Genomic DNA, 19,981 nt, shown 5'->3' with positions numbered 1-19,981 from the left:
AATTTCTTTCTACTAATTAGCGCCCACGCACGTTGAACGTAAACTCGACTTCTTCGCCGCCCAGCGGATAGTCCTTACGCAGCGGGTTCCCCACCCAATCGTCGGGCATCAAGATGCGGCGAAGATCACTGTGGTTGTTGAAGGTAATTCCGAACATATCGTAGACTTCGCGCTCGTTCCAGTTGGCGTTCGGCCAAACGGACTCGACGGTGTCGATTGTGGGATCGTCCTCGGTGACCTGGGCCTTCAAGCGCAGGCGCTCGAACGTCGCCAGCGAATAGAGGTTGTACAGAACCTCAAAGCGCGGCTCTTCCTCGGTCTTATTGACCTTGAGCAGATCGACGCAGGTCAGGTCGGAGAGATAGTTGTAAGCCGTCTCATGCGTATCGCGCAGCGCCTTCGCGATCGCGACGATCTTGTCTTTCTTGACCGTGATGGTCTTTTCGCCTCGGAACAAGCGCGACGAGACGATCTCACCGGCGAACTGCTCTTCCAGCAGGCGCAGCTCCGGGCTATCGTCGGCGTTGAGCGCTTCGAACTCGGCGGGACGCTTCGTCTGGATCTCACGGAGCTCCAGGTCGGTGGGCGTCAACCCCAAACGGACATTAAAATCTACCATGGCAAGTTATCCTAAGACTAGCGGCGGTCGCTGAAGTGCTCGCGCTGGATCTTCTTTTGCAGCTGATTGATCCCATAGATCAGCGCATCGGGGTTCGGCGGGCAGCCGGGAACGTAGATGTCTACCGGGACGATCTGGTCCACGCCTTGCAGGATGGCGTAGTTGTTGAAGACGCCCCCACAGGAGGCGCAGTCGCCCATCGAGATGACCCACTTGGGCTCGGGCATCTGATCGTAGATCTGGCGCAGGACGGGCGCCATCTTTTTGGAGACGCGGCCGGCGACGATCATCAGGTCCGCCTGGCGGGGGGAGGCGCGGAACGCCTCGCTGCCGAAGCGCGCGAGGTCGTAGCGTGAGTTGGTCGAGCCCATCATTTCGATGGCGCAGCAGGCCAAACCGAACGTCGCGGGCCAAACGGAATTACTGCGGGCCCAGTTGACCGCTTTGTTCAGCGGCACGGTCAGGACTCCGAGGTTTTGTTCTACTCCCATTCGAAAGCGCCCTTCTTCCACACATAGATGTAACCGACAAAGAGGATGATGATAAAGACGAACATCTCGCTCAAGCTGAAGATCTGCGCGCCATTGGGCAGACCATGCAGGTAGCTGTAGGTGACAGCCCACGGATAGAGAAAGACGGTCTCAATATCGAAGACAATAAACAGCATCGCGATCAAGTAAAACTTGACAGGAAACCGTTCGCGCGCCGAACCCACCGGGTCCACGCCGCATTCGTAGGAAGCAAGCTTCGCGGCGGACGGCTTTTTCGGCCCCAAAATCCAGGAAAGGCCGACCAATACCGACGCGAGCAGGAAGGCGACCACCAGAAGGATCAGCAGCGGGAGAAACTCCCCGACGGAGTGAAGGTTCGGCGTGATTTCGCCAAATGGTGAGGCGCTTGTCGTAGGCGGCATCGTCGCATTTCCTCTCAAAATGAGCTATGTGAATTATGTCACAATCTCATTCTCTTTGTCAATGGCGTCCGTACGCGAAATCCGGGCGCGGGGTTCCCGGTCGGTTGCTGGGTTTTTGGGAGGCGGATTTTCGCCTACTTGGCCCCAAGCCTTCGCGCCCCTCTCGGCAAACCCACCCCCGCGCTTCGCGCGCCCCCTCCCGCCGCCGGGAAGGGTTTGTAAGATTGCCTCTGACGAAGGCCGCCTGCGATAACACGCTCTGAAATCACCCTTCCCGGCGGCGGGAGGGGGCGCGAAGCGCGGGGGTGGGTTTGCCGAGAGGGGCGCGAAGGCTCCCTACTCCGGATCATAATTCAAATTCGGCGACAGCCAGTACTCCGCCGTCTTCAAATCCCACCCCTTGCGCCCTGCGTAATCCTCGACCTGATCCTTGCCGATCTTCCCCACCCCGAAGTATTTTGCTTCGGGATGCGCGAGGTACCAGCCGTTGACGGACGCCGTAGGATACTTCGCCATGCTTTCCGTCAACGTGATACCCGTATTTTCCTCAACCAATAGCAATTCGAACATTGTTTTCGATTCGGTGTGGTCCGGACAAGCGGGATAGCCCGGCGCGGGGCGGATTCCTCGGTAGCGTTCGCGGATCAGGTCCTCGTTGGTCAGGTTCTCGCTCACACCGAAGCCCCAGTCGCGGCGGGCCTGGGCGTGCAGGTACTCGGCGAAGGCTTCGGCGAGGCGGTCGGCGAGGGCTTTGACCATGATGGCGTTGTAGTCGTCCAGATCGCGTTCGTACTGGGCGACGATGGGTTCGATGCCGAGGCCGGTCGTGACGGCGAAGGCGCCGAGGTAGTCGGCGAGGCCGGTTTCACGCGGCGCGATGTAGTCGGAGAGCGACTTGTTCGACTCGCCGCTGGTCTTGGGCGTCTGCTGGCGCAGGGCGTGGATCGTCGTTAAGACTTCCGTGCGCGTGTCGTCGGTGTAGAGTTCAATGTCCTCGCCGACGCTGTTCGCGGGGAAGAATCCGTAGACGCCGCTCGCCTTCAGTTGTCCATCTTGGAGCAGCTTTTTCAGGATTTCCTGACCATCCTCGAACAGTTCCTTGGCGCGCTCGCCGACTATCTCGTCCTCGAAGATCGCCGGATATTTGCCGTGCAGCTCCCAGGCGATGAAGAATGGGCCCCAGTCGATATAAGGGACCAGCTCGGAGAGCGGAAAGTCCTTGAGAACGCGGACGCCGGTAAATTCGGGCTTCGCGATATCCTCTGGAGACCAGACGATGGGCGTACGGTTCGCTTTCGCCGCTTCGAAGGGCAGCGTGTCTTTCTGGCTGCGCTTGTTGGCGAACGTCACACGCGTCGCCGCCTGCTCGGCCCGGTTCTTCTCCACGAAATCCGGACGAAGGTCGTCACTGATGAGATTGCTCACCACGCCGACGGCGCGGGAGGCGTCCAGCACATGCACGATCGGGCCTTCATACGCCTGTGCGATCTTCACCGCCGTGTGCGTGCGGCTCGTCGTGGCGCCGCCGATGAGCAAAGGCTTGGTGAAGCCTTGACGCTGCATCTCCTTCGCCACATGGATCATCTCATCCAGCGACGGCGTGATCAGGCCGCTGAGGCCGATAATATCGACCTCCTGCTCGATCGCCGCCGCCAGGATCTTGTCCGACGGAACCATCACGCCCATGTCGATCACATCGTAGTTGTTGCAGCCGAGGACGACGCCGACGATGTTCTTGCCGATATCATGGACATCGCCCTTCACCGTCGCCATCAGCACCTTGGCCTGCGCCTGCGTGTTGCCGCTGGCGAGCTTCTCCGCCTCCATATACGGCATCAGCACGGCGACCGCGCGCTTCATGACGCGGGCGCTCTTGACGACCTGGGGCAGGAACATCTTGCCGGAGCCGAAGAGGTCGCCGACCACGTTCATGCCGGCCATCAGCGGCCCTTCGATCACTTCCAAAGGTTTGTCATACTTCAGGCGCGCTTCTTCGGTGTCGGCTTCGATGTATTCCGTGACGCCCTTCACCAGCGCATAGGAGAGTCGCGACTCGACGGTTTCATTGCGCCAGGCTTCGTCCTTGACGACGACCTTGCCCTTGACGCCCTTCAGGCCCTCGGCGAACTCCAGCAGTCGCTCCGTCGAATCCGGCCGGCGGTTAAACAGCGCGTCTTCCACCAGCCCCAGCAGATCCTTGGGGATCGCTTCGTAGACTTCAAGCATGCCGGCGTTGACGATGCCCATGTCCAGACCAGCCTTGATCGCATGGTAGAGGAAAGCCGAATGGATCGCCTCACGGACGACATTGTTGCCCCGGAACGAGAAGGACAGATTACTGACACCGCCGCTCACCTTCGCCAGCGGCAGGGTTTCCTTGATCCGGCGTGTCGCGTTGATAAAGTCGACGGCGTAGTTGTTGTGCTCTTCGATGCCCGTCGCGATGGTCAGAATGTTCGGATCGAAGATAATATCCTGCGGCAAAAAACCGACTTCTTGGGTCAGGATATTGTAGGCGCGGGTGCAGATCTCCACCTTGCGGTCTTCGCTGTCCGCCTGCCCCACTTCGTCGAACGCCATCACGACCACGGCGGCGCCGTAGCGCTTGACAAGCTTCGCCTGTTCCTTGAACTTCTCTTCACCCTCTTTGAGGCTGATCGAGTTGACGATTCCCTTACCCGGCAGCGCTTTTAATCCCGCCTCAATAACGGACCACTTGGAGCTGTCCACCATGATCGGGACTTTGTTGATATTCGTCTCGCCCTGGATCAAGGTCAAAAAGGTCGTCATCGCCTTTTCCGAATCCAGAAGGCCCTCGTCCATATTGACGTCGATCACCTGCGCGCCGTTGTCCACCTGCTGCTGCGCCACGGTGAGCGCGGCTTCATAGTCGCCGGCGAGAATGAGCTTGGCGAACTTAGGCGACCCCGTGACATTGGTCCGCTCGCCGACGTTGACGAACAGGGTGTCCTCGCCGACATTGAACGCCTGCGTCCCGCTCAGCCTCATCTCCGGCGCGATCACGGGCGGCACGCGCGGCGGCAAGCCTTCCACGGCTTTGGCGAAACCACGGATAAACTCCGGCGTCGTGCCGCAGCAGCCGCCGATAATATTCAGCCAGCCGTTTTCCGCCCACTCTCGGATCGACGGCGTCATCTGCGGCTCATCCAGGTCAAATCCCGTCTCGGCCAGGGCGTTCGGCAGGCCCGCGTTCGGATAGATGCTGACAAAGATCGGCGCGATCCGCGAGATCTCTTCGACAAAGGGACGATAGACATCCGGACCGAAGCCGCAGTTCAAGCCGACGGACAGCAAGGGCGCGTGGGCGATCGAGTTCCACATCGCCTCCAGGTTCTGCCCCGTGAGGTTTCCGCCGCCAAGATCCGTAATGCTCAGTGACGCCATGACGGGAACGACACGCTCGCCCTCGTCAAACAAGCGCTGAATCGCGAATAGCGCGGCTTTCAGATTGAGCGTGTCAAACGTCGTCTCGCAGAGGAGCAGATCCGTCCCGGCGTCCAGCAGCGCCTTCGCCTGTTCGTAGTACGTGGCTTCAAAGTCGTCGAACGTAAATGAGCGATACGCGGGGTTATTCGAGTCTTCGATGACCGTGGCGCTGCGCGTGCAGGGGCCGAGCGCGCCGGCGATAAAGCGCGGCTTCGATGGATCCGCCGCCATCGCTTTGTCAATCGCGCGCCGCGCGACCGCGACCGCTTCGAAATTCATCTCACGGACAAGGTCCGCCATCTCGAAATCCGCCATGGAGATCGAATTGGCGTTGAACGTGTTCGTTTCGATGATGTCCGCGCCGGCGTCCAGATACGCCATGTGGATCTCTTCAATGATCTCCGGGCGCACGAGCATCAGCGCTTCGTTGTTGTTCTTCAGATCCACCGGATGGTTTGCAAACCGCTCGCCGCGATAGTCGGCTTCCGTCGGCTTGTACCGCTGGATCATCGTCCCCATGGCGCCGTCGATCACGAGGATGCGCTTTTTAAGTTCTTCACGAATATCTGCCATAGCCGTTATTATAGCACATCGCGATTCACCCCTTGACAGATCGCGCTTCCTGTGATATTGTACTAGTGAACTAGTACAAAGAACGAACAAAGTTATGTATATTCGTCTGGATCAATCATCAGGTTCGCCGCTCTATCTGCAGATCGTCGATCAGGTCAAAACCATGATCGCCGGCGGCGCTCTGCGCGCTGGCGACCGGCTGCCCACGGTCCGCGAACTGGCGTCGGAGCTGGTCGTCAATCCCAATACGATCGCGCACGCCTACCAGCAGCTGGAGCGTGAGCGTGTGGTGGAGACCCGTCGCGGCCTCGGCAGCTTTGTCAGCGCCGCCGAACCGGTGCTCAGCCTGAGCGCCCGCCGCGACCGCGTCGCCGCTCTGCTCGACCGGGCGCTCGTGGAGGCGCACCATGTGGATCTGGACGCCGATGAGGTGCGGATGCTTCTGGAAGAGCGGCTGCTGGAGATGGCGAACGCCGAACAATCGATTGAACTCGCTCCATCGAAGTAGACCAATGAGGAGACCAGGAGTATGAAGAGATTGATTTGGAAGGAATGGCGAGAGACGCGCATGACGCCGGCGGCGTTCTGTTTGATCTTCTTCGCCATGAACTTGTTTCTGATTGAGGTTCAGTACCTTGCCGATCACGCCACCGGGAATCGCCTCACCCCGCCCGGAGGCATTTATACGCTGCACTCAATCGAGCTGATGGGCGCCGCGTGCAGTCTTCTCGCGGCGGTAGTCTGCGGCGGAGGCATCGTCTCCCGCGAGGCGAGCCGGGGAACACTGTCGTTCCTCACCGGTCTGCCAATTTCGAGAAGATCCCTCTGGCTGGTCAAAGTCGGAGTTGGCTTCGCCGGCGCCGTGACGGCGCTCCTGGGGATTGCAATCATTGGACAGGCGTTTGTATGGGCCAATTTCGGCTGGGCGGCCGCCGCACTCGACATTCACGGCTCCGCCATCGGGCTTTTGCTGACGGCAATCCTGATGCTGGGCGTCTTCACGGCGGTCTACGCCGTTTCCTACGCCGCATCCTGCTTGAGCGATCGAACGTTTAACAGCGTAGTGCTTTCCATCGGCTCATGCCTGGCGATATTCGGCGCCGTCCTCGGGCTGGGGAGTCTGCTGAACGCCGCGTTGGGCCAGAAAGTCTCGGACTATCAAAACCATCTGATTACTCTTCGGGAATTTGATTTCTATTTGCCTCTGCTGGCGACTCTGGAGAACCCGGGGCCTCTCGTGATTGCGATTGGAGTCGGACTGCTGTCACTTGCCGCGATTGCCCTGCAAATCGCTTACTCGTCATTTGGCAGTACGGAACGATCGCGGCGACGCTATCTGATCCCCTTGCGCGTTATCAGCAAATGGACGGCGGTGTATGCATCCGTCGGCGCGGCGGCGTACAGTCTCTATATGGTCATTCTGTTCCACATACATCCCGCGCTCATGCGACCATAAAAACGCTCATGCCGACATGGACAATACGACACTTGCTGCTTGGCTTCGGAGGACCGTCATATGCACCGTCAATCGCTCTCGATCTCGCACCCTATCGATCTATCCAAGGCCGACGCCGGTCTGCTGTCTCCCACACTCGCAAGCGCCCCCGATGCGCTTCGGATCCACGGCCTCTCGAAATCGTTCGGAAAAACCTCGGTCCTGAAGGAATTGGATCTTGATGTCCCGCGTGGATCGGTCTACGCGCTGCTGGGGCGTAACGGCGCGGGCAAGAGCACGCTGATCCAATTGATGCTTGGGATCTTACAGCCCACCGCCGGGCAGATCCGCGTCCTTGGCCTGGACCCAGTCCGCGACGGCGTGGAGCTGCGCCAGCGTGTCGGCTACATTCCCGAGCGCCTGCCGATGTACGACTGGATGACCGTGGAGGAGACGCTGCGATTCGTCAGCCCGCACTATCGTAACTGGTCCATGGAAGACGAATCGCGTTTGGTGACGACCTTTCGGCTGGACCGCACAAAGAAAGTCCGGGAGCTGTCGCGCGGCAACATCGCCCTCCTGGCGCTCGTGATCGCCATGGCGCACGACCCGGAGCTGGTCCTGCTGGACGAATGCACCTCCGGCATGGACGCCATCGCGCGCTCCGAGTTCGACCGCACCGTGATCGACGCCCTGCACGGATCGAACCGCACGGTGTTTTTCGCCAGCCATCAGATCCACGAGATCGAACGGTTCTGTGACTGGGTCGGCATCCTGCACAACGGCCGTCTTCTGCTTCAAGCTCCCGTTGATTCGATCAAAGGGTCCGTGAAGATGCTGCGCGTCGCGGGAATGGACGAAGAAGAGGCGACGCTGCGCCAGTCGCCGAATGTCTTGACGGCGCGCAGCGCCGGCCGTGAATGGCTGATCACGGTTCAGGACTACGATGAGATGACGCCGCCGAAAACCTTCTTCAGCGGCTCGGTCAAAGAAGCAGTCGATCTCAGCCTGGAAGAGATTTTTGTCGCCCTGGTGGCGAAGGAGGAAGGACGCGCATGAACACGCTGATCCGGAAAGAATTACGAGAAATCAGAATCATTCCTTTGGGAATGACGATTTTGTTCATCCTGGCAAATATCTGCTGGGCGCTTTGGGATTTTCAGGAACGACGCGGCGCACATCCAGAGTTTCTCCCATTCAGCGTGAATGCGCTGCTGGGAATGGGGATGGTCTGCTGTTTCATCTCCAGCGCCCTGTGTGGGTCCAGCCTCTTCTGCGGGGAAATCGGTTCTGGAACGCTTTCGTTCCTCACGATGCTCCCGGTTCGAAGAAATACGATCTGGCTTTCCAAAGTCATCGCGGGACTTACCGGCGTTTTCACAACGTTCTTTGGCGTGCTATCCGTCTCCGCAATCACCTCGCTCGCCCACGAGAACGGGGCGGCGCAACTGCATACAGTGTTAGGGGCGCTCCACGATCCCAGTACCTTTTGGACCAGCTTGGGTTCGCCTGTTCTCATTGCGATCGGATGCTTCGCGGTATCGCTCACGGTTTCGCTGCTGCTGGACGGGGCGCTCGCCAGCGCTCTGCTGTCGATCGCCGCTTGTATCTGCGTCCCAGGGGTCGTTGCGGAAACGATTAATCTTGCGACGGGATATTTCCTCACAAACAGCACTTTTGTTGCTCTCGTATCGTGGATACTGATGTCACTTATTCCGCCAGCCTTTTTTGCCGCTTCGTTTTACATTTTCGTCAACGGCGAAACGCTGCGTTCGAAAAAGCGTTTTCTTCTGCTCGGGAAATCTCTCGCTCTCTGGGCGCTCGTGAGCGCGATTGTGGCGGCGGGAATGTATTTGTCCCTGCCAGCAAAGACGATTTCATGAAGAACTTCACGCCGCCAGGCAAGCGTCTCGAATACCGATAGGCGTCCGGTGATTGCCCTTGCGCATTTTCGCCCGAGGCGCTTGACATAGCCGCCAGAGACAGCCATACTGAAGTCAAAATTTCCCCGATGTTACTAGGAGACATGTGCGAAATGGCGATATCTGCGGCTGAAAAGCCTTATGTGATAGGTGTGGATCTGGGCGGGACGAATGTCCGCGCGGCGGTGATCAAGCGTGAGACGGAAGAGGTTGTGGGTCGCGGGGATAATCTGCCTTCGTACGCCATGGACGGCGTGGCGCAGACGTGCGCCCAGATCGTGCTCGCGGCGGAGAACGCTATCGAGAAAGCGGGCATTTCGCGCGATCAGGTGCTGGGCGTCGGCGTCGCCGTGCCCGGCCATGTGAAGGCGAAGGAAGGGATGGTGCTATGGGCGCCGAACTTCAAGGATCAGTGGAAAGGCGTGCAGATCGCCGCTCCAGTGCAGGAAGCGCTGGGCCTGCCGGTCTTCCTGGGCAATGACGCGAACCTCGCCGCTCTGGGCGAATACGCCTTCGGCGCGGGTCGCGGCGTTCGCCACCTGATCATGATCACCCTGGGCACCGGCATCGGCGGCGGCATCATCATCGACGGCAAGCTGCTGGAAGGCGCGGACGGCGGCGCGGGCGAAGTTGGCCACGTGATCGTGAACGCCGGCGGACGCGGCGGCAACACGTCGTTCGGCGCCATTGAGGGCGAAGCGCAGATCAGCGCGATCGTCGAGCGCGCCGCGCGCAAAATCCAGGAAGGCCGCAAGACGGTTCTGGGAACGCTGGTCGATTACGACCGCTTCATGCTGACGCCCGCGATCATCGCGCAGGCCGCCGAAGCCGGTGACGAAGTCGCGATCGAAGTCTTTGAAGAAACGGGCTACTACCTGGGCGTCACCCTTGCGAGCCTGATCAACCTCTTCAACCCGCAGATGATCGTTATCGGCGGCGGCGTGGCCCAGGCCGGCGAGCTGATCCTGGATCCGATCCGCCGCACCACCTACGCCTGCGCCATTCGCTCCCTTTCCCGCAGCTGCACCATCGTCCCCGCCGGCCTCGGCGACAATGCCGGCATCCTCGGCGGCGCGGCCCTGGTGCTCCAGCTGCTCGGCGGAGCGGAGTAGGCAAACCCACCCCGGCCCTTCGGGCTACCCCTCCCACCAGGCTGGGAAGGGTTTATAGGATCGATTTCGCAGTCGACTTTCGTTAGAGGCAATCTCACCAACCCTTCCCAGCCTGGTGGGAGGGGTGGCCCGAAGGGCCGGGGTGGGTTTGCAAATACTCCACCGCCCGCGTCAGTCCGATAATACTCACCCCATCTGTAATCCGACCATCCATCGCCATCGCGTACGCCTCCGTGAGCGGCAGACGCCAGATCTGAAGCACTTCATCCCCTTCGGGCTCGGCGTCGCCCTCCGTCAATCCTAGCGCCAGGAACACGCGTCCTGCTTCATTGGTTACGGAGTTGGACAGATGGAACAGGCCTAGATCGATCCATTCGGCGGCGGCCAAACCCACTTCTTCGTGCAGCTCACGCTTCGCGCTGTCGATCAGCGGGATGCTCAGCGGTCCCCCGCCCTCCGGGATCTCCCAGGAGTAAAGGTCCAGCGGATAGCGCCACTGTCCCACGAGCCATGTGTCGCCGTTATCGGCGACGGGCACGATGCCGAGCGCGTAGTTTTGAAACTCGACGACGCCGTAGATGCCGGGCTTGTCGTCGGGACGGATGACATGATCTTCGCGGATGCGGATCCAGGGGTTAACGTAGACTTCGCGGCTGCCCACGGTTTTCCAAGGGGTTTTGTGTTCTTCCATAGAGGAATATAGTAGAAGCATCGCAGGGCGTTTGTCAAGAAAAAACGGGGAGGCATTCGCGATTTCCATCGCGAATGCCTCCCCGTTTCTTTTGATGATCTCAAACTAGGCCGCGAGAGCGTGGTCGCGCTTGCGGTGATCTTCCTGGCTGGGCGTAAACGTCACCGTCCGCGCGTCCTGACGCTTGCGGAAGTTGATCGTTTCCCACTGAGCGATATAGTCCTGAATGACCAGGGCCATCTTTCGCGCCTCGAACTCTGTCATCTGGATGGTGAGGCTGTCGGTCGCCTTCACCATCTTGACCTGGCCCTGCCCCTGAACCTCGCCCTGACCGTTGTCGACACGCAGGACGTAAGGCTGACGGTACTTCGTTTCCTTTTTTAGGGAGAGGACGCGGGCTTCGGTGTAGTCCTGCCCCGCCGTCCCCTTGTGATCCTCGAAGGCCGTGAACTGGCCGGAGAGGATGTCGTAGCAGACGAGTTTGATGTCGTCGGCGTCCACATAATGGCGCACGCGGCGCGTGGCGGCCCAGTTGTCGTCGAACTCTACGAGGGTGATCGACAATTTGCTGCGCTTGACATCGTACGCCAGCATGTCCGTGATATCGAGGATCTTATTATCTTTAGCCACGAAGCGATAGATCTGGATCTTGCTCACTTCGCCGCCCTGGTTGTTGTCATAGTTGCTCATCGAATTATCTCCTTAAACCGTGTCCATACTCAAAAATTGGCGTTTACAGAATTTTGCGGTAATTGCACTGCGGCTCGCCGCCCAGTGACGACCAGCACTCCCAGCAGATCAGGTAACCGCGGCCGCCCACATAGTAGCAGTTCGACACCAGGTCGTCACCGCACTTCGGGCACTTGCCGCGCACCCACTCCGACTGAGGGCGGCTCGACTCGCCGTCGAACGCCTGCCGCACGCTTTCCACCACTGCATTCGTTTCTAAAAATGTGTCCTTCATGGTCATTCTTTAACCTCGCTAAACCCGATCAATCGTCACAGATATAGTATATCCCAGGGGGAGACGCGTGAGACCAGTTTGGAGAGAGGGGGAAAAGTGAAGTTGAAAGAATCTCATGAGGTGAGATTCTTTGAAATAGAAACGAACTCTTGCAAAAACACCGTATAATTAAGTGAGAACTTTTTCGGGTAATAAGCCAATAATGATGTTAAGCAAATTACCGAAGGCGGGGAGGAGAGAACGTTGATGTTTTTATGGATTATCGCAGGCTACTGCGCCAGCGCCGTAGCATTCTATGCGTACATTACCGCGACGGCTCGTCCGGAGCCACAGGAGAGCACGGCCGTCGTGATCGATATCGACGAATGGCGAAATCGTCAGAATGAACAGAAGCGCCGCGCGGCCTAATCGCCCCCGACGCAACCCAATCATTATTGAGAGCGCGTTCCCGAGCAAAGACTGCTCAGGAACGCGCTTTTTCTTTTACCGATAAACGAACGCGACGAGAAGCGCGACCGCGAACCACGCAATGCCCAGATTGCGGGTGTACTGCTGCATGCGCTCTTCGTAGCCAGGCATCCCCTTGAAGTTCGCCGGCGTCTGCACGCCGATCGTTCCAAAGCCCTCGTTCTTGGATGTCTGCGTCGCCACCAAAAAGACGAACGCCACGCTGATCAATCCCTGGATCACCAGCAGGATTATCTTGACCACTTCCATTGACTACTTCTCCTCGGGCTTCACGACGACCGTGGCCGGCTCGTCCTCGTCGCGCGTCGCCTTCTTAAACTCTTTGATTCCCTCGCCCATCGATTTGCCCAGGCCAGCCAGCTTTTGGCCGCCAAACAGCAAAACGACAACGAGAGCGACAATTGCAATATCCCAGGGACCGCCCAGTCCAAATGCTAACGGTGTCATGAATGTTCCTCACTTTGCGGGTCACGCGCGGCGTCGCTGATAGGAGCCGTGGAAAGCTTCAAAGCAATGGGCCGATCGGCGGACTTGGTTTCCGGAAACGCGGGAGCCATCAGGTCGCGCTGATCGATCGCCGGAGACCGGTCCGCGCCGCGATAAGCGCTCTCGACATCCGTCCGCGCCGTGGTCGCCACGCTGGTCACCTCGTCGCGCACGGAATGCACGGCGCCGGTGAGTTCATCTGCGATCTTTCGAAACTCCTTCATCGCCTGCCCGAGTTGCCTGCCGACTTCAGGCAGCTTCTTTGGGCCGAAAACGATCAGAGCGACAGCGAAGATAATGATCCACTCGGGAGGCGCCCCAAGGCCAAATGCAATCGGCATAATCATACCTCGCTTATATATACTGGCGCAAGCGGCAAAAAGTTCACGCGGTGACGCGACGAAATATTTATGCTTGCGCCAGTTGCGAAAAATGGCGTTCCAAAGTGGAACGCCATTTTCAAGCGACGACGCATACCACTGCGAGCATCGGAATGCCCTTGCGGCAATTTGCCTGGATTAACGCTTGCTGAACTGGAAGCCGCGGCGCGCGCGCTTGCGTCCGGCCTTCTTCCGCTCTTTGACGCGCGGGTCGCGGGTCAGGAAGCCAAGTTTGCGCAGCGCGGGGCGCAGGTCGGGATCAGCCTCGACGAGGGCCTTCGAGATGCCGTGGCGCATTGCGCCGGCCTGTCCCGAGATGCCGCCGCCCAGGGTCTTCGCCCAGATGTCGAACTTACCCAGGGTCTCGGTGACTTCCAGGGGCTGACGGATCAGCGCCTCCAGGGTCACGCGGCCGAAGTAAGCCAGCGGCTGCTTGTTGTTGACGACGATATTACCTTCACCCGGAGTCAGCCAAACCTTTGCGGTGGCGTTCTTGCGGTGACCGGTGCCGTAGTAGCGTGTGGTGGTTGCCATTGAATCGTTCCTATGCAGTCTGAGTCGGCTTCTGAGCCTGATGCGGATGTTCCGGGCCGGCGACGACGCGCAGCTTCTTCAGCATGTTCGCGCCCAGCGTGTTGTGGGGGAGCATGCCTTTGATGATGCGGTGCAGGGCGTCTACCGAGCTCTTCTCCAGCTCGCGGCCGCGAGTAACGCTGCGGATACCGCCGGGATAAAGCGTGTGCCGGTAGATCGGCTCGTCTTTTTTGTTGTTGCCGGTCAGGCGGACCTTATCGGCGTTGATGATGATCACATGATCGCCGCAGTCGACGTGCGGGGTGAATTCCGGCTTGTGCTTACCGCGAAGCAATCGCGCCGCTTCGGCCGCCAGGCGACCTGCGGATTGATTGGTTCCGTCCAGCACAATCCACTGGCGGCTTTTTTCCATGTCCGCCGGCTTAGCGCTAAAAGTTGTCATTTATCCTTCTCCGTAATCAATACTCGGATTGATTAATAATCCATCATATGGATCGATTCAATATTGCACGCGCATCAGGAACAGACCATGCGGCGCCGCCGGCGCCACGGGGTTCTCAATGCGGTTTTTCGTATCCAGTATCTCGCGAGCCGCGCTCGGCTCCAAATCTCCCGATCCCACGGCGACCAGCACTCCGACGATATTTCGGACCATGGTTCGTAAAAAACCACTCGCCGTCACAATCACCAGAAGGCGATCGTCGCCGAAGCGACGGATCGACAAGTGCGTCAGGTCTCGTACCGTCGTCGGTCCCGGACTGCCGCCGCCGCGCGCATAGGCCGCAAAATCATGCGTTCCTACGAACATGGCGCCCGCGGCGCGCATCGCCGCGCGATCCAGCGGTCGCCTGCAATGCAGGCTGTAACGGCCCCACACCGCGGAGCGCGTGCGCCGGGTCGAGAGCAAGTAGCCATAAGTCCTGGAGCGCGCCGAGAAACGGGCGTGAAACCCTTCCGGCGCGTCCTCTGCGCGGGCGACGGCTAAATCGCGCGGCAAGGTGCTATTGAGTGCGATCGCGAGACGCTGTGTCGGGATCTTTCCAGTAGTCTGGAAGGAGACGATCTGCCCCAGCGCGTGCACTCCGGTATCGGTGCGGCCAGCGGCGTGGAGAATCACGGGGTGATCCACGATCTTGCTCACGGTTTCCTGTAGCACGCTTTGTACGGTCCGCTCTCCCGCTCCCTGTGATTGGTAGCCGAAGAAATCCGTCCCGTCGTACTCCACCGTGAGCTTTAAGATCCGCGCCGCTTGGTCCATGCGTCCGAGATTACCGCCCGATCTTAACCGGAGCGGTCGGCATGCCAAGCTCGCGCTCGATGAGCAGCTCAAGCTGAACGATCGGAGCGGCGTCGCCGCGCCGCGTGCCGATCTTCGTCATGCGGGTGTAACCGCCGGTGGAGTTCTTGAACTCCGGGGCGATCTGCGTGAAGAGATGGTGGACCAGCGTCTCGTCGTTCAGGTACTTGCGCGCCTGGCGACGGTTGTGAAGCGTGTCGACGCGCGCCGTGGTGATGATCTTCTCCGCAATGATGCGGATGTCCTTGGCGCGGGTCTCGGTGGTCTTGATTGTCTGGTAGGTCAGCAACGAGCGGACCAGCCCTTTGAGAAGGGCTCGGCGCTGATCGCTGGGAAGACCGAATTTACGGCCTCCAACGCGATGGTTCATGGAATGCTCCTATTTATTCTTCGTCCGCCGCGCTCACCGGGACGTCGTCATCGTCCTCAGCCGCGCCGGCGTCGTCGTCATCATCATAAGCGCCGTCGTCTTCGCTTCCGCCTTGGATGCTCAGACCCAGCGAGGACAGCTTCTCGCGAACCTCGGTCAAGGACTTCTTGCCGAAGTTGCGGATCTGCATCAGATCGCTTTCCGAAATCTGGATGAGATCGCCAATCGTCAGGATGTTGGCTTTCTTCAAACAGTTGTAGGTGCGCACCGAGAAGTCCAGCTCCTCGATCCGCGCATCCGGAGCGCCTGCGGCGCCGACAGGATACGCCGCGCCCGCAGCCGCGTTCAGGCGTCCGCCCAGTCCCTTGGGGAACTCGACGAAGCGCTGGAAGAACTGCTCCAGCAGGTAAGCGGCCTGGCTCAGCGATTCCGCGGGAGCGATCGTTCCGTTGGTCCAGATTTCCAGGGTCAGCCGCTCGTAGTCCGTTTTGAAACCGACGCGGGTGGCTTCCACGTTGTAAGCAACGCGGCGGACCGGAGTGAAAGCGGCGCCGATCGGAATGACTCCGATGACTTGCTTGCTCTTGTCCTGCTTGTCCGGGAGAACGTAGCCCTTGCCCTCTTCCACCGTCAGCTCCATGGAGAGGCTGGCGTTGGCGTCGGAGATCGTCGCCAGGTAAACTTCCGGGTTCACGATCTCGACATCGCTCGGGCACTGGATGTCCGCGCCGGTGACGCGTCCCTCGCCCTTGACATCGATGCGAACGACCTTCGGTTCGGGCTTCGCGCCGCCGAGCAGCGCGCCGTCGCTGTGCACCTTCACGAACAGATCCTTCAGGTTCAGGATCAGCTCGGTCGTATCTTCTTTCACACCAGGAATGGTTGAGAACTCGTGCAGGACACCGTCCACCTTGATGGAAGTGACCGCCGCGCCTGGGATGGAGGAGATCAGAACACGACGCAGGGAGTTCCCCAGCGTCACGCCATAGCCCCGCTCCAGCGGCTCGACGACAAACTTACCGTAAGTGTCGGTCTGCTCCAGAGTCTCAATGCGTGGTGTCGCCGTTTCTATCATTGTAATCCGTTCTGGCTCCTGGGTCCTCACGCGCCAAAACGCTCCAGGGGGCTCCCCACCCTTCGGGATATTCTCCAGAAGAAGCGGGAAGCTCCGCCGAGCGTGAGCGCGGAGGATCCGAAACATATCGCGACTGGCGATTCACGATGTCGATGATTGGGCGAGCATACCAGTAAGCTCGTCCGTCTTGCGTCTGCGCCGTAACGGCTCTCCGGATTAACGGGAGTAGTATTCGACGATCAGCTGCTCTTCGACATCCGTATCGATCAGGTCGCGTGTCGGCAGCGAAACCACTTTACCGGTCAGCGTGCTGGCGTCAAAGTTCAGCCAGTCCGGGATATGACGTCCCATGCCGCTGAGCGAAGCCAGCATCGGAGCCAGTTTGCGGCTGTTGTCATGGACGGTGATCACGTCGCCCGGCTTCACGAGGAAGGAAGGGATGTTGACGCGCTTGCCGTTGACCAGGAAGTGGCGGTGGGTGACGAACTGGCGAGCCTGAGCGCGCGAGGACGCCAGGTTCAGCCGGTAAATCGTGTTGTCGAGGCGAACCTCAAGCAAGGCCAGCAAATTCTCGCCGGTCACTCCGCGCTTGCGCTCGGCTTCCGCCAGGTAGTTGCGGAAAGGCTTTTCCATAACCCGGTACGTCCGCTTCATCTTCTGCTTTTCGCGAAGCTGGGTGGCGTACTCGGTCATTTTCTTCTGCATACCCTGGCCGTGCATGCCGGGGGCGTAGTTCCGTCGCTCGATACCGCACTTCTTGCTGTAGCAGCGAGTTCCCTTCAGATATAGTTTGACTCCCTCGCGCCGGCACTGACGGCAGCGGGCATCTCCACTGATTGGCATTGTTAAAGAATCTCCAAAAAAATCGAACTCAAACGCGTCGGCGCTTCGGCGGTCGGCATCCGTTGTGCGGGATCGGGGTGACATCCTTGATCAGGGACACCTCGACACCGACGGCTTGCAGGGCGCGGATGGCGCTTTCGCGGCCGGATCCGGGTCCCTTCACAAACACGTCCACGCGGCGGAGACCATGCTCCTGCGCCTTGCGGGCGGCATTCTCAGCGGCGAGCTGCGCGCCAAAGGGAGTTCCTTTTTTGGAGCCCTTGAACCCTACACTGCCTGCGCTAGCCCAGGAAATCAATTCACCTTTAATGTCGGTGATCGATACAATTGTGTTGTTGAACGTGCTCTGGATATGAACGATACCCTGAGCGATGTTCTTCTTCTCTTTCGGCTTCTGCCGAGTTGTCGTTTTCTTTTGCGCCATCGAACTACGAATACTCCTATCATCCCGTCGCACTCGGCGGCGGTACAGGAAGCTTTCCACGCGAAGACCACTAAGTCTCCGATGGAAAAGCTACTTACTTCTTGATTTTCTTCTTACCGGCAACGGCGCGGCGCGGTCCACGACGGGTCCGAGCGTTGCTCTTGGTCTTCTGACCACGCACGGGCAAGCCCTTGCGGTGGCGAATCCCACGGTAGCAGCCGATCTCTTGCAGCCGGCGGATGTTGATAGCGATCTGTCGCTTCAGGTCGCCTTCGACGCGGAATTCGCGCTCGATGGTCTCACGAAGCTTGGAGACTTCCGTCTCCGTCAGGTCGCGGACACGAGTGTCCAGGCTGATGTCGTTTTTTGTCAGGATATCACGGCTGCTGGTGAGCCCGATCCCGAAAATAGAAAGTAGCGCGTACTCTACCCGCTTGTCGCGCGGCAGGTCAACGCCCGCAATACGTGCCAAAGATTGCCTCCTCGAACCCAGGCGAAGGGATTAGCCCTGTCGCTGCTTGTGCTTCTTGATAACGCAGATAACGCGCACGACGCCGTCGCGCTTGATTACCTTACACTTATCGCAGATTTTTTTTACGGACGCCCGTACTTTCATGCGAAACTCCTCGTCTTGCCCGGCGGCTTAACGCCGCCGGGCCGTTGGTAACGTTACTTATAACGATACAAAATGCGGCCCCGGGTCAGATCGTATGGGGAAAGCTCGCACTTCACCCGATCGCCCGGCAGAATTTTGATGAAGTTCATGCGGATCTTACCGCTGACCAGCGCCAAAATCTGATGTCCGCCTTCCAGATCTACGCGGAACATGGCGTTCGGCAGAGTTTCCGCAATGGTTCCCTCTACCTCAATCGCCTTTTCCTTCGCGTAAACTTCTGCTTCCTCAGCGCGACGCTCTTCGCGCGCTTCATGAGTCTTTCGTGGTCTTCTCGCCATAGGCTAGATTAGCTATTTCCCTTCAGAGGCAGGCAGAGTTAAAATGTCCGGCCCGTCCTCAGTAATCGCGACCGTATGCTCAAAGTGGGCGGAGAGACTACGATCGCCTGTAAAAATAGTCCACTCATCCCCTGCGCGATGGATGGCCTCGCGCGATCCGATGTTGACCATCGGCTCAATGCAGATCGTCATCCCCGCGCGAAGACGCTCGCCACGACCCGGACGACCGTAATTGGGAACTTGAGGCTCCTCATGCACGGTATTGCCGATGCCATGACCGACCAGGTCACGGACGACCGAATATCGGCTGCGCTCCACATGTTTCTGGATCGCGGCGCCGATATCGCCGATCGTATTGCCAGGCCGCGCCTGCGCGATGCCCTTATACAGAGCCTCACGCGTCACCAGCAGCAGGTTCTTTGCCGCCGATGAAATTTCTCCGACGGGAACTGTCACGGCCGCATCGGCGAACCATCCATCCACCGACGCGCCCATATCGAGACTGATGATCTCGCCCGCTTGCAGCACCCGGTTTTTGGCCGGAACGCCATGGACGATCTCATCATTGACCGACAAACATGTATTGTGCTTATAGGGCACATCGCTGAATGAGGGCTGATAGCCCATAAACGCCGATTTGGCGCCGTGCTTGCGAAGAACCTCCGCAGCCACTTCATCCAAATCCAGCGTCGTGGTCGTCCCCGGGACGATTGCGGCCGCCATCGCCGCGAGCGCTTCCGCGACCACACGGCCCGCGAGCCGCATCATTTCAATTTCTTCTGAAGTTTTGGGACGACCCATCGGACTATTATACCCGTCAATTTCCATTTATCGATCTTTCAGCGCAAATAGTATGCGATGAAAGACATCGGCGGGGCTGCCAGAAGCGTCCACCGGCCGAAGTTTGCCCTGCTGGGCGTAGTATTGCGTCAACGGCAGCGTCGACATATGATAAACATCTAAACGATGAGGCATCGTTCCCGGGTCGTCTTCCGGCCGGCGAACCAACATTTCCTCATCTCGATCGCATCGTCCCGCCCTCTTCGGCGGCTGCAAATGCGTTTGATAAACCGTGCCGCACTTCGGGCAAATCAACCGTCCCGCCGTGCGTTCGATCAGGCTCGCTTCGTCAATCTCCAGCGAGATAACCACATCAATCGCCGGTGTTTCCTCGGAGCCAGTCGCATCGAACAGACGAGCTTGATTCAGGTTTCGGGGAAACCCATCCAGAACATATCCCGCCGCTGCATCGGGCTCCGCTAACCGCAAAGACACATAGTGGATGATGTCTTCGTCCGGAGCGAAGTCTCCGGCGGCGATACGCTCTTCAATTTTCAATCCAAAAGTGGTGCGTCGGGCGATATGATCTCGGATGATATCGCCCGTCGCAATCCGTGGAACTCGCAGCTGATCGGCGAGCTTTTGTCCTTGCGTTCCTTTGCCGGAACCAGGCGGACCCAGCAGCACGGCGCGC

Annotated in this window: 26 protein-coding genes and 2 pseudogenes; 6 read left to right on the top strand and 22 right to left on the bottom strand. The window is 59.2% G+C overall.

From position 1 onward, the window contains the following. Window positions 1-16: 16 nt before the first annotated feature. From D5261_RS17270 to metH, 4 genes are all read right to left on the bottom strand, one after another. Window positions 17-619 carry an NADH-quinone oxidoreductase subunit C gene (locus D5261_RS17270; RefSeq protein ID WP_119322357.1) on the bottom strand — a complete coding sequence of 201 codons (603 nt, stop codon included), beginning with the start codon at window positions 617-619 and terminating at the stop codon, window positions 17-19. A 17-nt stretch (window positions 620-636) separates the two neighbouring features. Beyond that, window positions 637-1,110: an NADH-quinone oxidoreductase subunit B gene (locus tag D5261_RS17265; RefSeq protein WP_119322358.1), complete on the bottom strand. Its 474-nt coding sequence runs from the start codon at window positions 1,108-1,110 to the stop codon at window positions 637-639. Beyond that, a complete protein-coding gene (locus tag D5261_RS17260; RefSeq protein WP_119322359.1) occupies window positions 1,101-1,532 on the bottom strand; it encodes an NADH-quinone oxidoreductase subunit A in 432 nt (143 codons plus the stop codon). The genes D5261_RS17265 and D5261_RS17260 overlap by 10 nt, the downstream gene beginning before the upstream one ends. 336 nt (window positions 1,533-1,868) lie before the next feature. Beyond that, entirely contained in the window at window positions 1,869-5,552 is a 3,684-nt protein-coding gene (gene metH / locus D5261_RS17255; protein WP_119322360.1) for a methionine synthase, read from the bottom strand. Between the two features lie 94 nt (window positions 5,553-5,646). On the opposite strand from metH, the gene D5261_RS17250 reads away from it, so the two are divergent. The 5 genes from D5261_RS17250 (at window position 5,647) to D5261_RS17230 (ending at window position 10,021) form a co-directional block, all read left to right on the top strand. After that, window positions 5,647-6,060 (top strand): GntR family transcriptional regulator, encoded by a 414-nt coding sequence (locus D5261_RS17250; RefSeq protein ID WP_119322361.1) that lies wholly within the window; start codon window positions 5,647-5,649, stop codon window positions 6,058-6,060. Window positions 6,061-6,081: 21 nt separating this feature from the next. Continuing rightward, window positions 6,082-7,008, top strand: a complete 927-nt coding sequence (locus tag D5261_RS17245) for an ABC transporter permease (RefSeq protein ID WP_119322362.1) — start codon at window positions 6,082-6,084, stop codon at window positions 7,006-7,008. Window positions 7,009-7,068: 60 nt separating this feature from the next. Continuing rightward, on the top strand, window positions 7,069-8,046 hold the full coding sequence (locus tag D5261_RS17240; protein WP_119322363.1) for an ABC transporter ATP-binding protein: 978 nt from the start codon (window positions 7,069-7,071) through the stop codon (window positions 8,044-8,046). After that, window positions 8,043-8,870, top strand: a complete 828-nt coding sequence (locus D5261_RS17235) for an ABC transporter permease (RefSeq protein WP_119322364.1) — start codon at window positions 8,043-8,045, stop codon at window positions 8,868-8,870. The genes D5261_RS17240 and D5261_RS17235 overlap by 4 nt, the downstream gene beginning before the upstream one ends. A gap of 152 nt (window positions 8,871-9,022) precedes the next feature. Next, complete coding sequence (locus D5261_RS17230) at window positions 9,023-10,021, top strand: ROK family protein (RefSeq protein ID WP_165864323.1); 999 nt, start codon at window positions 9,023-9,025, stop codon at window positions 10,019-10,021. Window positions 10,022-10,115: 94 nt separating this feature from the next. Here the strand turns inward: D5261_RS17230 and D5261_RS17225 are convergent, their stop codons facing one another. The 3 genes from D5261_RS17225 to D5261_RS17215 all read right to left on the bottom strand — a co-directional run bounded on the left by D5261_RS17225 (window position 10,116) and on the right by D5261_RS17215 (window position 11,682). Then, a complete protein-coding gene (locus tag D5261_RS17225) occupies window positions 10,116-10,712 on the bottom strand; it encodes an NUDIX hydrolase (RefSeq protein WP_165864324.1) in 597 nt (198 codons plus the stop codon). A gap of 105 nt (window positions 10,713-10,817) precedes the next feature. Then, a complete protein-coding gene (locus D5261_RS17220) occupies window positions 10,818-11,402 on the bottom strand; it encodes a hypothetical protein (RefSeq protein ID WP_119322366.1) in 585 nt (194 codons plus the stop codon). 43 nt (window positions 11,403-11,445) lie between these two features. Continuing rightward, complete coding sequence (locus tag D5261_RS17215) at window positions 11,446-11,682, bottom strand: hypothetical protein (protein ID WP_119322367.1); 237 nt, start codon at window positions 11,680-11,682, stop codon at window positions 11,446-11,448. Between the two features lie 240 nt (window positions 11,683-11,922). Between D5261_RS17215 and D5261_RS17210 the strand changes: the two genes are divergently transcribed. Then, window positions 11,923-12,084, top strand: a complete 162-nt coding sequence (locus D5261_RS17210) for a hypothetical protein (protein WP_165864325.1) — start codon at window positions 11,923-11,925, stop codon at window positions 12,082-12,084. A gap of 75 nt (window positions 12,085-12,159) precedes the next feature. On the opposite strand, the gene secG is transcribed toward D5261_RS17210, so the two are convergent. From secG to D5261_RS17135, 15 genes and pseudogenes are all read right to left on the bottom strand, one after another. Further along, the gene (gene secG, locus D5261_RS17205; protein ID WP_119322368.1) at window positions 12,160-12,393 is read right to left on the bottom strand and encodes a preprotein translocase subunit SecG; all 234 of its coding nucleotides are present in this window, start codon (window positions 12,391-12,393) and stop codon (window positions 12,160-12,162) included. Between the two features lie 3 nt (window positions 12,394-12,396). Beyond that, window positions 12,397-12,591 (bottom strand): twin-arginine translocase TatA/TatE family subunit, encoded by a 195-nt coding sequence (locus D5261_RS17200; protein ID WP_119322369.1) that lies wholly within the window; start codon window positions 12,589-12,591, stop codon window positions 12,397-12,399. Beyond that, window positions 12,588-12,971, bottom strand: coding sequence for a Sec-independent protein translocase subunit TatA/TatB (locus tag D5261_RS17195; RefSeq protein WP_119322370.1), 384 nt, complete (start codon window positions 12,969-12,971; stop codon window positions 12,588-12,590). The genes D5261_RS17200 and D5261_RS17195 overlap by 4 nt, the downstream gene beginning before the upstream one ends. 177 nt (window positions 12,972-13,148) lie before the next feature. Further along, window positions 13,149-13,544 carry a 30S ribosomal protein S9 gene (rpsI, locus tag D5261_RS17190; RefSeq protein WP_119322371.1) on the bottom strand — a complete coding sequence of 132 codons (396 nt, stop codon included), beginning with the start codon at window positions 13,542-13,544 and terminating at the stop codon, window positions 13,149-13,151. 10 nt (window positions 13,545-13,554) lie between these two features. Continuing rightward, entirely contained in the window at window positions 13,555-13,986 is a 432-nt protein-coding gene (gene rplM, locus D5261_RS17185) for a 50S ribosomal protein L13 (RefSeq protein WP_119322372.1), read from the bottom strand. 57 nt (window positions 13,987-14,043) lie between these two features. Then, the gene (truA, locus tag D5261_RS17180; protein WP_119322373.1) at window positions 14,044-14,802 is read right to left on the bottom strand and encodes a tRNA pseudouridine(38-40) synthase TruA; all 759 of its coding nucleotides are present in this window, start codon (window positions 14,800-14,802) and stop codon (window positions 14,044-14,046) included. A 10-nt stretch (window positions 14,803-14,812) separates the two neighbouring features. Next, window positions 14,813-15,211, bottom strand: a complete 399-nt coding sequence (rplQ, locus tag D5261_RS17175; RefSeq protein WP_119322374.1) for a 50S ribosomal protein L17 — start codon at window positions 15,209-15,211, stop codon at window positions 14,813-14,815. Between the two features lie 100 nt (window positions 15,212-15,311). Continuing rightward, window positions 15,312-16,286 (bottom strand): annotated as a pseudogene (locus D5261_RS17170) (DNA-directed RNA polymerase subunit alpha); the annotation flags it as partial. Between the two features lie 216 nt (window positions 16,287-16,502). Further along, window positions 16,503-17,129: a 30S ribosomal protein S4 gene (gene rpsD, locus D5261_RS17165; RefSeq protein WP_119322376.1), complete on the bottom strand. Its 627-nt coding sequence runs from the start codon at window positions 17,127-17,129 to the stop codon at window positions 16,503-16,505. A gap of 28 nt (window positions 17,130-17,157) precedes the next feature. Next, complete coding sequence (gene rpsK, locus D5261_RS17160) at window positions 17,158-17,553, bottom strand: 30S ribosomal protein S11 (protein ID WP_119322377.1); 396 nt, start codon at window positions 17,551-17,553, stop codon at window positions 17,158-17,160. Between the two features lie 94 nt (window positions 17,554-17,647). Further along, window positions 17,648-18,025, bottom strand: a complete 378-nt coding sequence (gene rpsM, locus D5261_RS17155; protein ID WP_119322378.1) for a 30S ribosomal protein S13 — start codon at window positions 18,023-18,025, stop codon at window positions 17,648-17,650. Between the two features lie 30 nt (window positions 18,026-18,055). Continuing rightward, complete coding sequence (gene rpmJ / locus D5261_RS17150) at window positions 18,056-18,169, bottom strand: 50S ribosomal protein L36 (protein WP_119322379.1); 114 nt, start codon at window positions 18,167-18,169, stop codon at window positions 18,056-18,058. 53 nt (window positions 18,170-18,222) lie between these two features. Further along, window positions 18,223-18,438: pseudogene (gene infA / locus D5261_RS17145) on the bottom strand (translation initiation factor IF-1); the annotation flags it as partial. An 81-nt stretch (window positions 18,439-18,519) separates the two neighbouring features. Next, window positions 18,520-19,308 (bottom strand): type I methionyl aminopeptidase, encoded by a 789-nt coding sequence (gene map / locus D5261_RS17140; protein WP_119322476.1) that lies wholly within the window; start codon window positions 19,306-19,308, stop codon window positions 18,520-18,522. Window positions 19,309-19,335: 27 nt separating this feature from the next. Continuing rightward, window positions 19,336-19,974, bottom strand: a complete 639-nt coding sequence (locus D5261_RS17135; protein ID WP_165864326.1) for an adenylate kinase family protein — start codon at window positions 19,972-19,974, stop codon at window positions 19,336-19,338. Window positions 19,975-19,981 lie beyond the last annotated feature (7 nt).

The organism is Capsulimonas corticalis (genome assembly GCF_003574315.2).
GTDB classification, from domain to species: Bacteria; Armatimonadota; Armatimonadia; order Armatimonadales; family Capsulimonadaceae; genus Capsulimonas; species Capsulimonas corticalis.
This window is presented reverse-complemented; position numbering and strand designations above follow the sequence as displayed.

Excerpts from the sequence above, each read along its gene's own strand:
- D5261_RS17250 (WP_119322361.1), top strand. The coding sequence starts at position 5,647 with ATGTATATTCGTCTGGATCAATCATCAGGTTCGCCGCTCTATCTGCAG.
- D5261_RS17240 (WP_119322363.1), top strand. The coding sequence starts at position 7,069 with ATGCACCGTCAATCGCTCTCGATCTCGCACCCTATCGATCTATCCAAG.
- metH (WP_119322360.1), bottom strand. The coding sequence starts at position 5,552 with ATGGCAGATATTCGTGAAGAACTTAAAAAGCGCATCCTCGTGATCGAC.
- rplM (WP_119322372.1), bottom strand. The coding sequence starts at position 13,986 with ATGACAACTTTTAGCGCTAAGCCGGCGGACATGGAAAAAAGCCGCCAG.
- truA (WP_119322373.1), bottom strand. The coding sequence starts at position 14,802 with ATGGACCAAGCGGCGCGGATCTTAAAGCTCACGGTGGAGTACGACGGG.
- map (WP_119322476.1), bottom strand. The coding sequence starts at position 19,308 with ATGGGTCGTCCCAAAACTTCAGAAGAAATTGAAATGATGCGGCTCGCG.
- rplQ (WP_119322374.1), bottom strand. The coding sequence starts at position 15,211 with ATGAACCATCGCGTTGGAGGCCGTAAATTCGGTCTTCCCAGCGATCAG.
- rpmJ (WP_119322379.1), bottom strand. The coding sequence starts at position 18,169 with ATGAAAGTACGGGCGTCCGTAAAAAAAATCTGCGATAAGTGTAAGGTA.
- D5261_RS17210 (WP_165864325.1), top strand. The coding sequence starts at position 11,923 with ATGTTTTTATGGATTATCGCAGGCTACTGCGCCAGCGCCGTAGCATTC.
- secG (WP_119322368.1), bottom strand. The coding sequence starts at position 12,393 with ATGGAAGTGGTCAAGATAATCCTGCTGGTGATCCAGGGATTGATCAGC.
- D5261_RS17270 (WP_119322357.1), bottom strand. The coding sequence starts at position 619 with ATGGTAGATTTTAATGTCCGTTTGGGGTTGACGCCCACCGACCTGGAG.
- rpsI (WP_119322371.1), bottom strand. The coding sequence starts at position 13,544 with ATGGCAACCACCACACGCTACTACGGCACCGGTCACCGCAAGAACGCC.
- D5261_RS17230 (WP_165864323.1), top strand. The coding sequence starts at position 9,023 with ATGGCGATATCTGCGGCTGAAAAGCCTTATGTGATAGGTGTGGATCTG.
- D5261_RS17235 (WP_119322364.1), top strand. The coding sequence starts at position 8,043 with ATGAACACGCTGATCCGGAAAGAATTACGAGAAATCAGAATCATTCCT.
- rpsK (WP_119322377.1), bottom strand. The coding sequence starts at position 17,553 with ATGGCGCAAAAGAAAACGACAACTCGGCAGAAGCCGAAAGAGAAGAAG.
- D5261_RS17195 (WP_119322370.1), bottom strand. The coding sequence starts at position 12,971 with ATGCCGATTGCATTTGGCCTTGGGGCGCCTCCCGAGTGGATCATTATC.
- D5261_RS17260 (WP_119322359.1), bottom strand. The coding sequence starts at position 1,532 with ATGCCGCCTACGACAAGCGCCTCACCATTTGGCGAAATCACGCCGAAC.
- rpsD (WP_119322376.1), bottom strand. The coding sequence starts at position 17,129 with ATGCCAATCAGTGGAGATGCCCGCTGCCGTCAGTGCCGGCGCGAGGGA.
- D5261_RS17245 (WP_119322362.1), top strand. The coding sequence starts at position 6,082 with ATGAAGAGATTGATTTGGAAGGAATGGCGAGAGACGCGCATGACGCCG.
- D5261_RS17215 (WP_119322367.1), bottom strand. The coding sequence starts at position 11,682 with ATGACCATGAAGGACACATTTTTAGAAACGAATGCAGTGGTGGAAAGC.
- D5261_RS17265 (WP_119322358.1), bottom strand. The coding sequence starts at position 1,110 with ATGGGAGTAGAACAAAACCTCGGAGTCCTGACCGTGCCGCTGAACAAA.
- D5261_RS17225 (WP_165864324.1), bottom strand. The coding sequence starts at position 10,712 with ATGGAAGAACACAAAACCCCTTGGAAAACCGTGGGCAGCCGCGAAGTC.
- D5261_RS17220 (WP_119322366.1), bottom strand. The coding sequence starts at position 11,402 with ATGAGCAACTATGACAACAACCAGGGCGGCGAAGTGAGCAAGATCCAG.
- D5261_RS17200 (WP_119322369.1), bottom strand. The coding sequence starts at position 12,591 with ATGACACCGTTAGCATTTGGACTGGGCGGTCCCTGGGATATTGCAATT.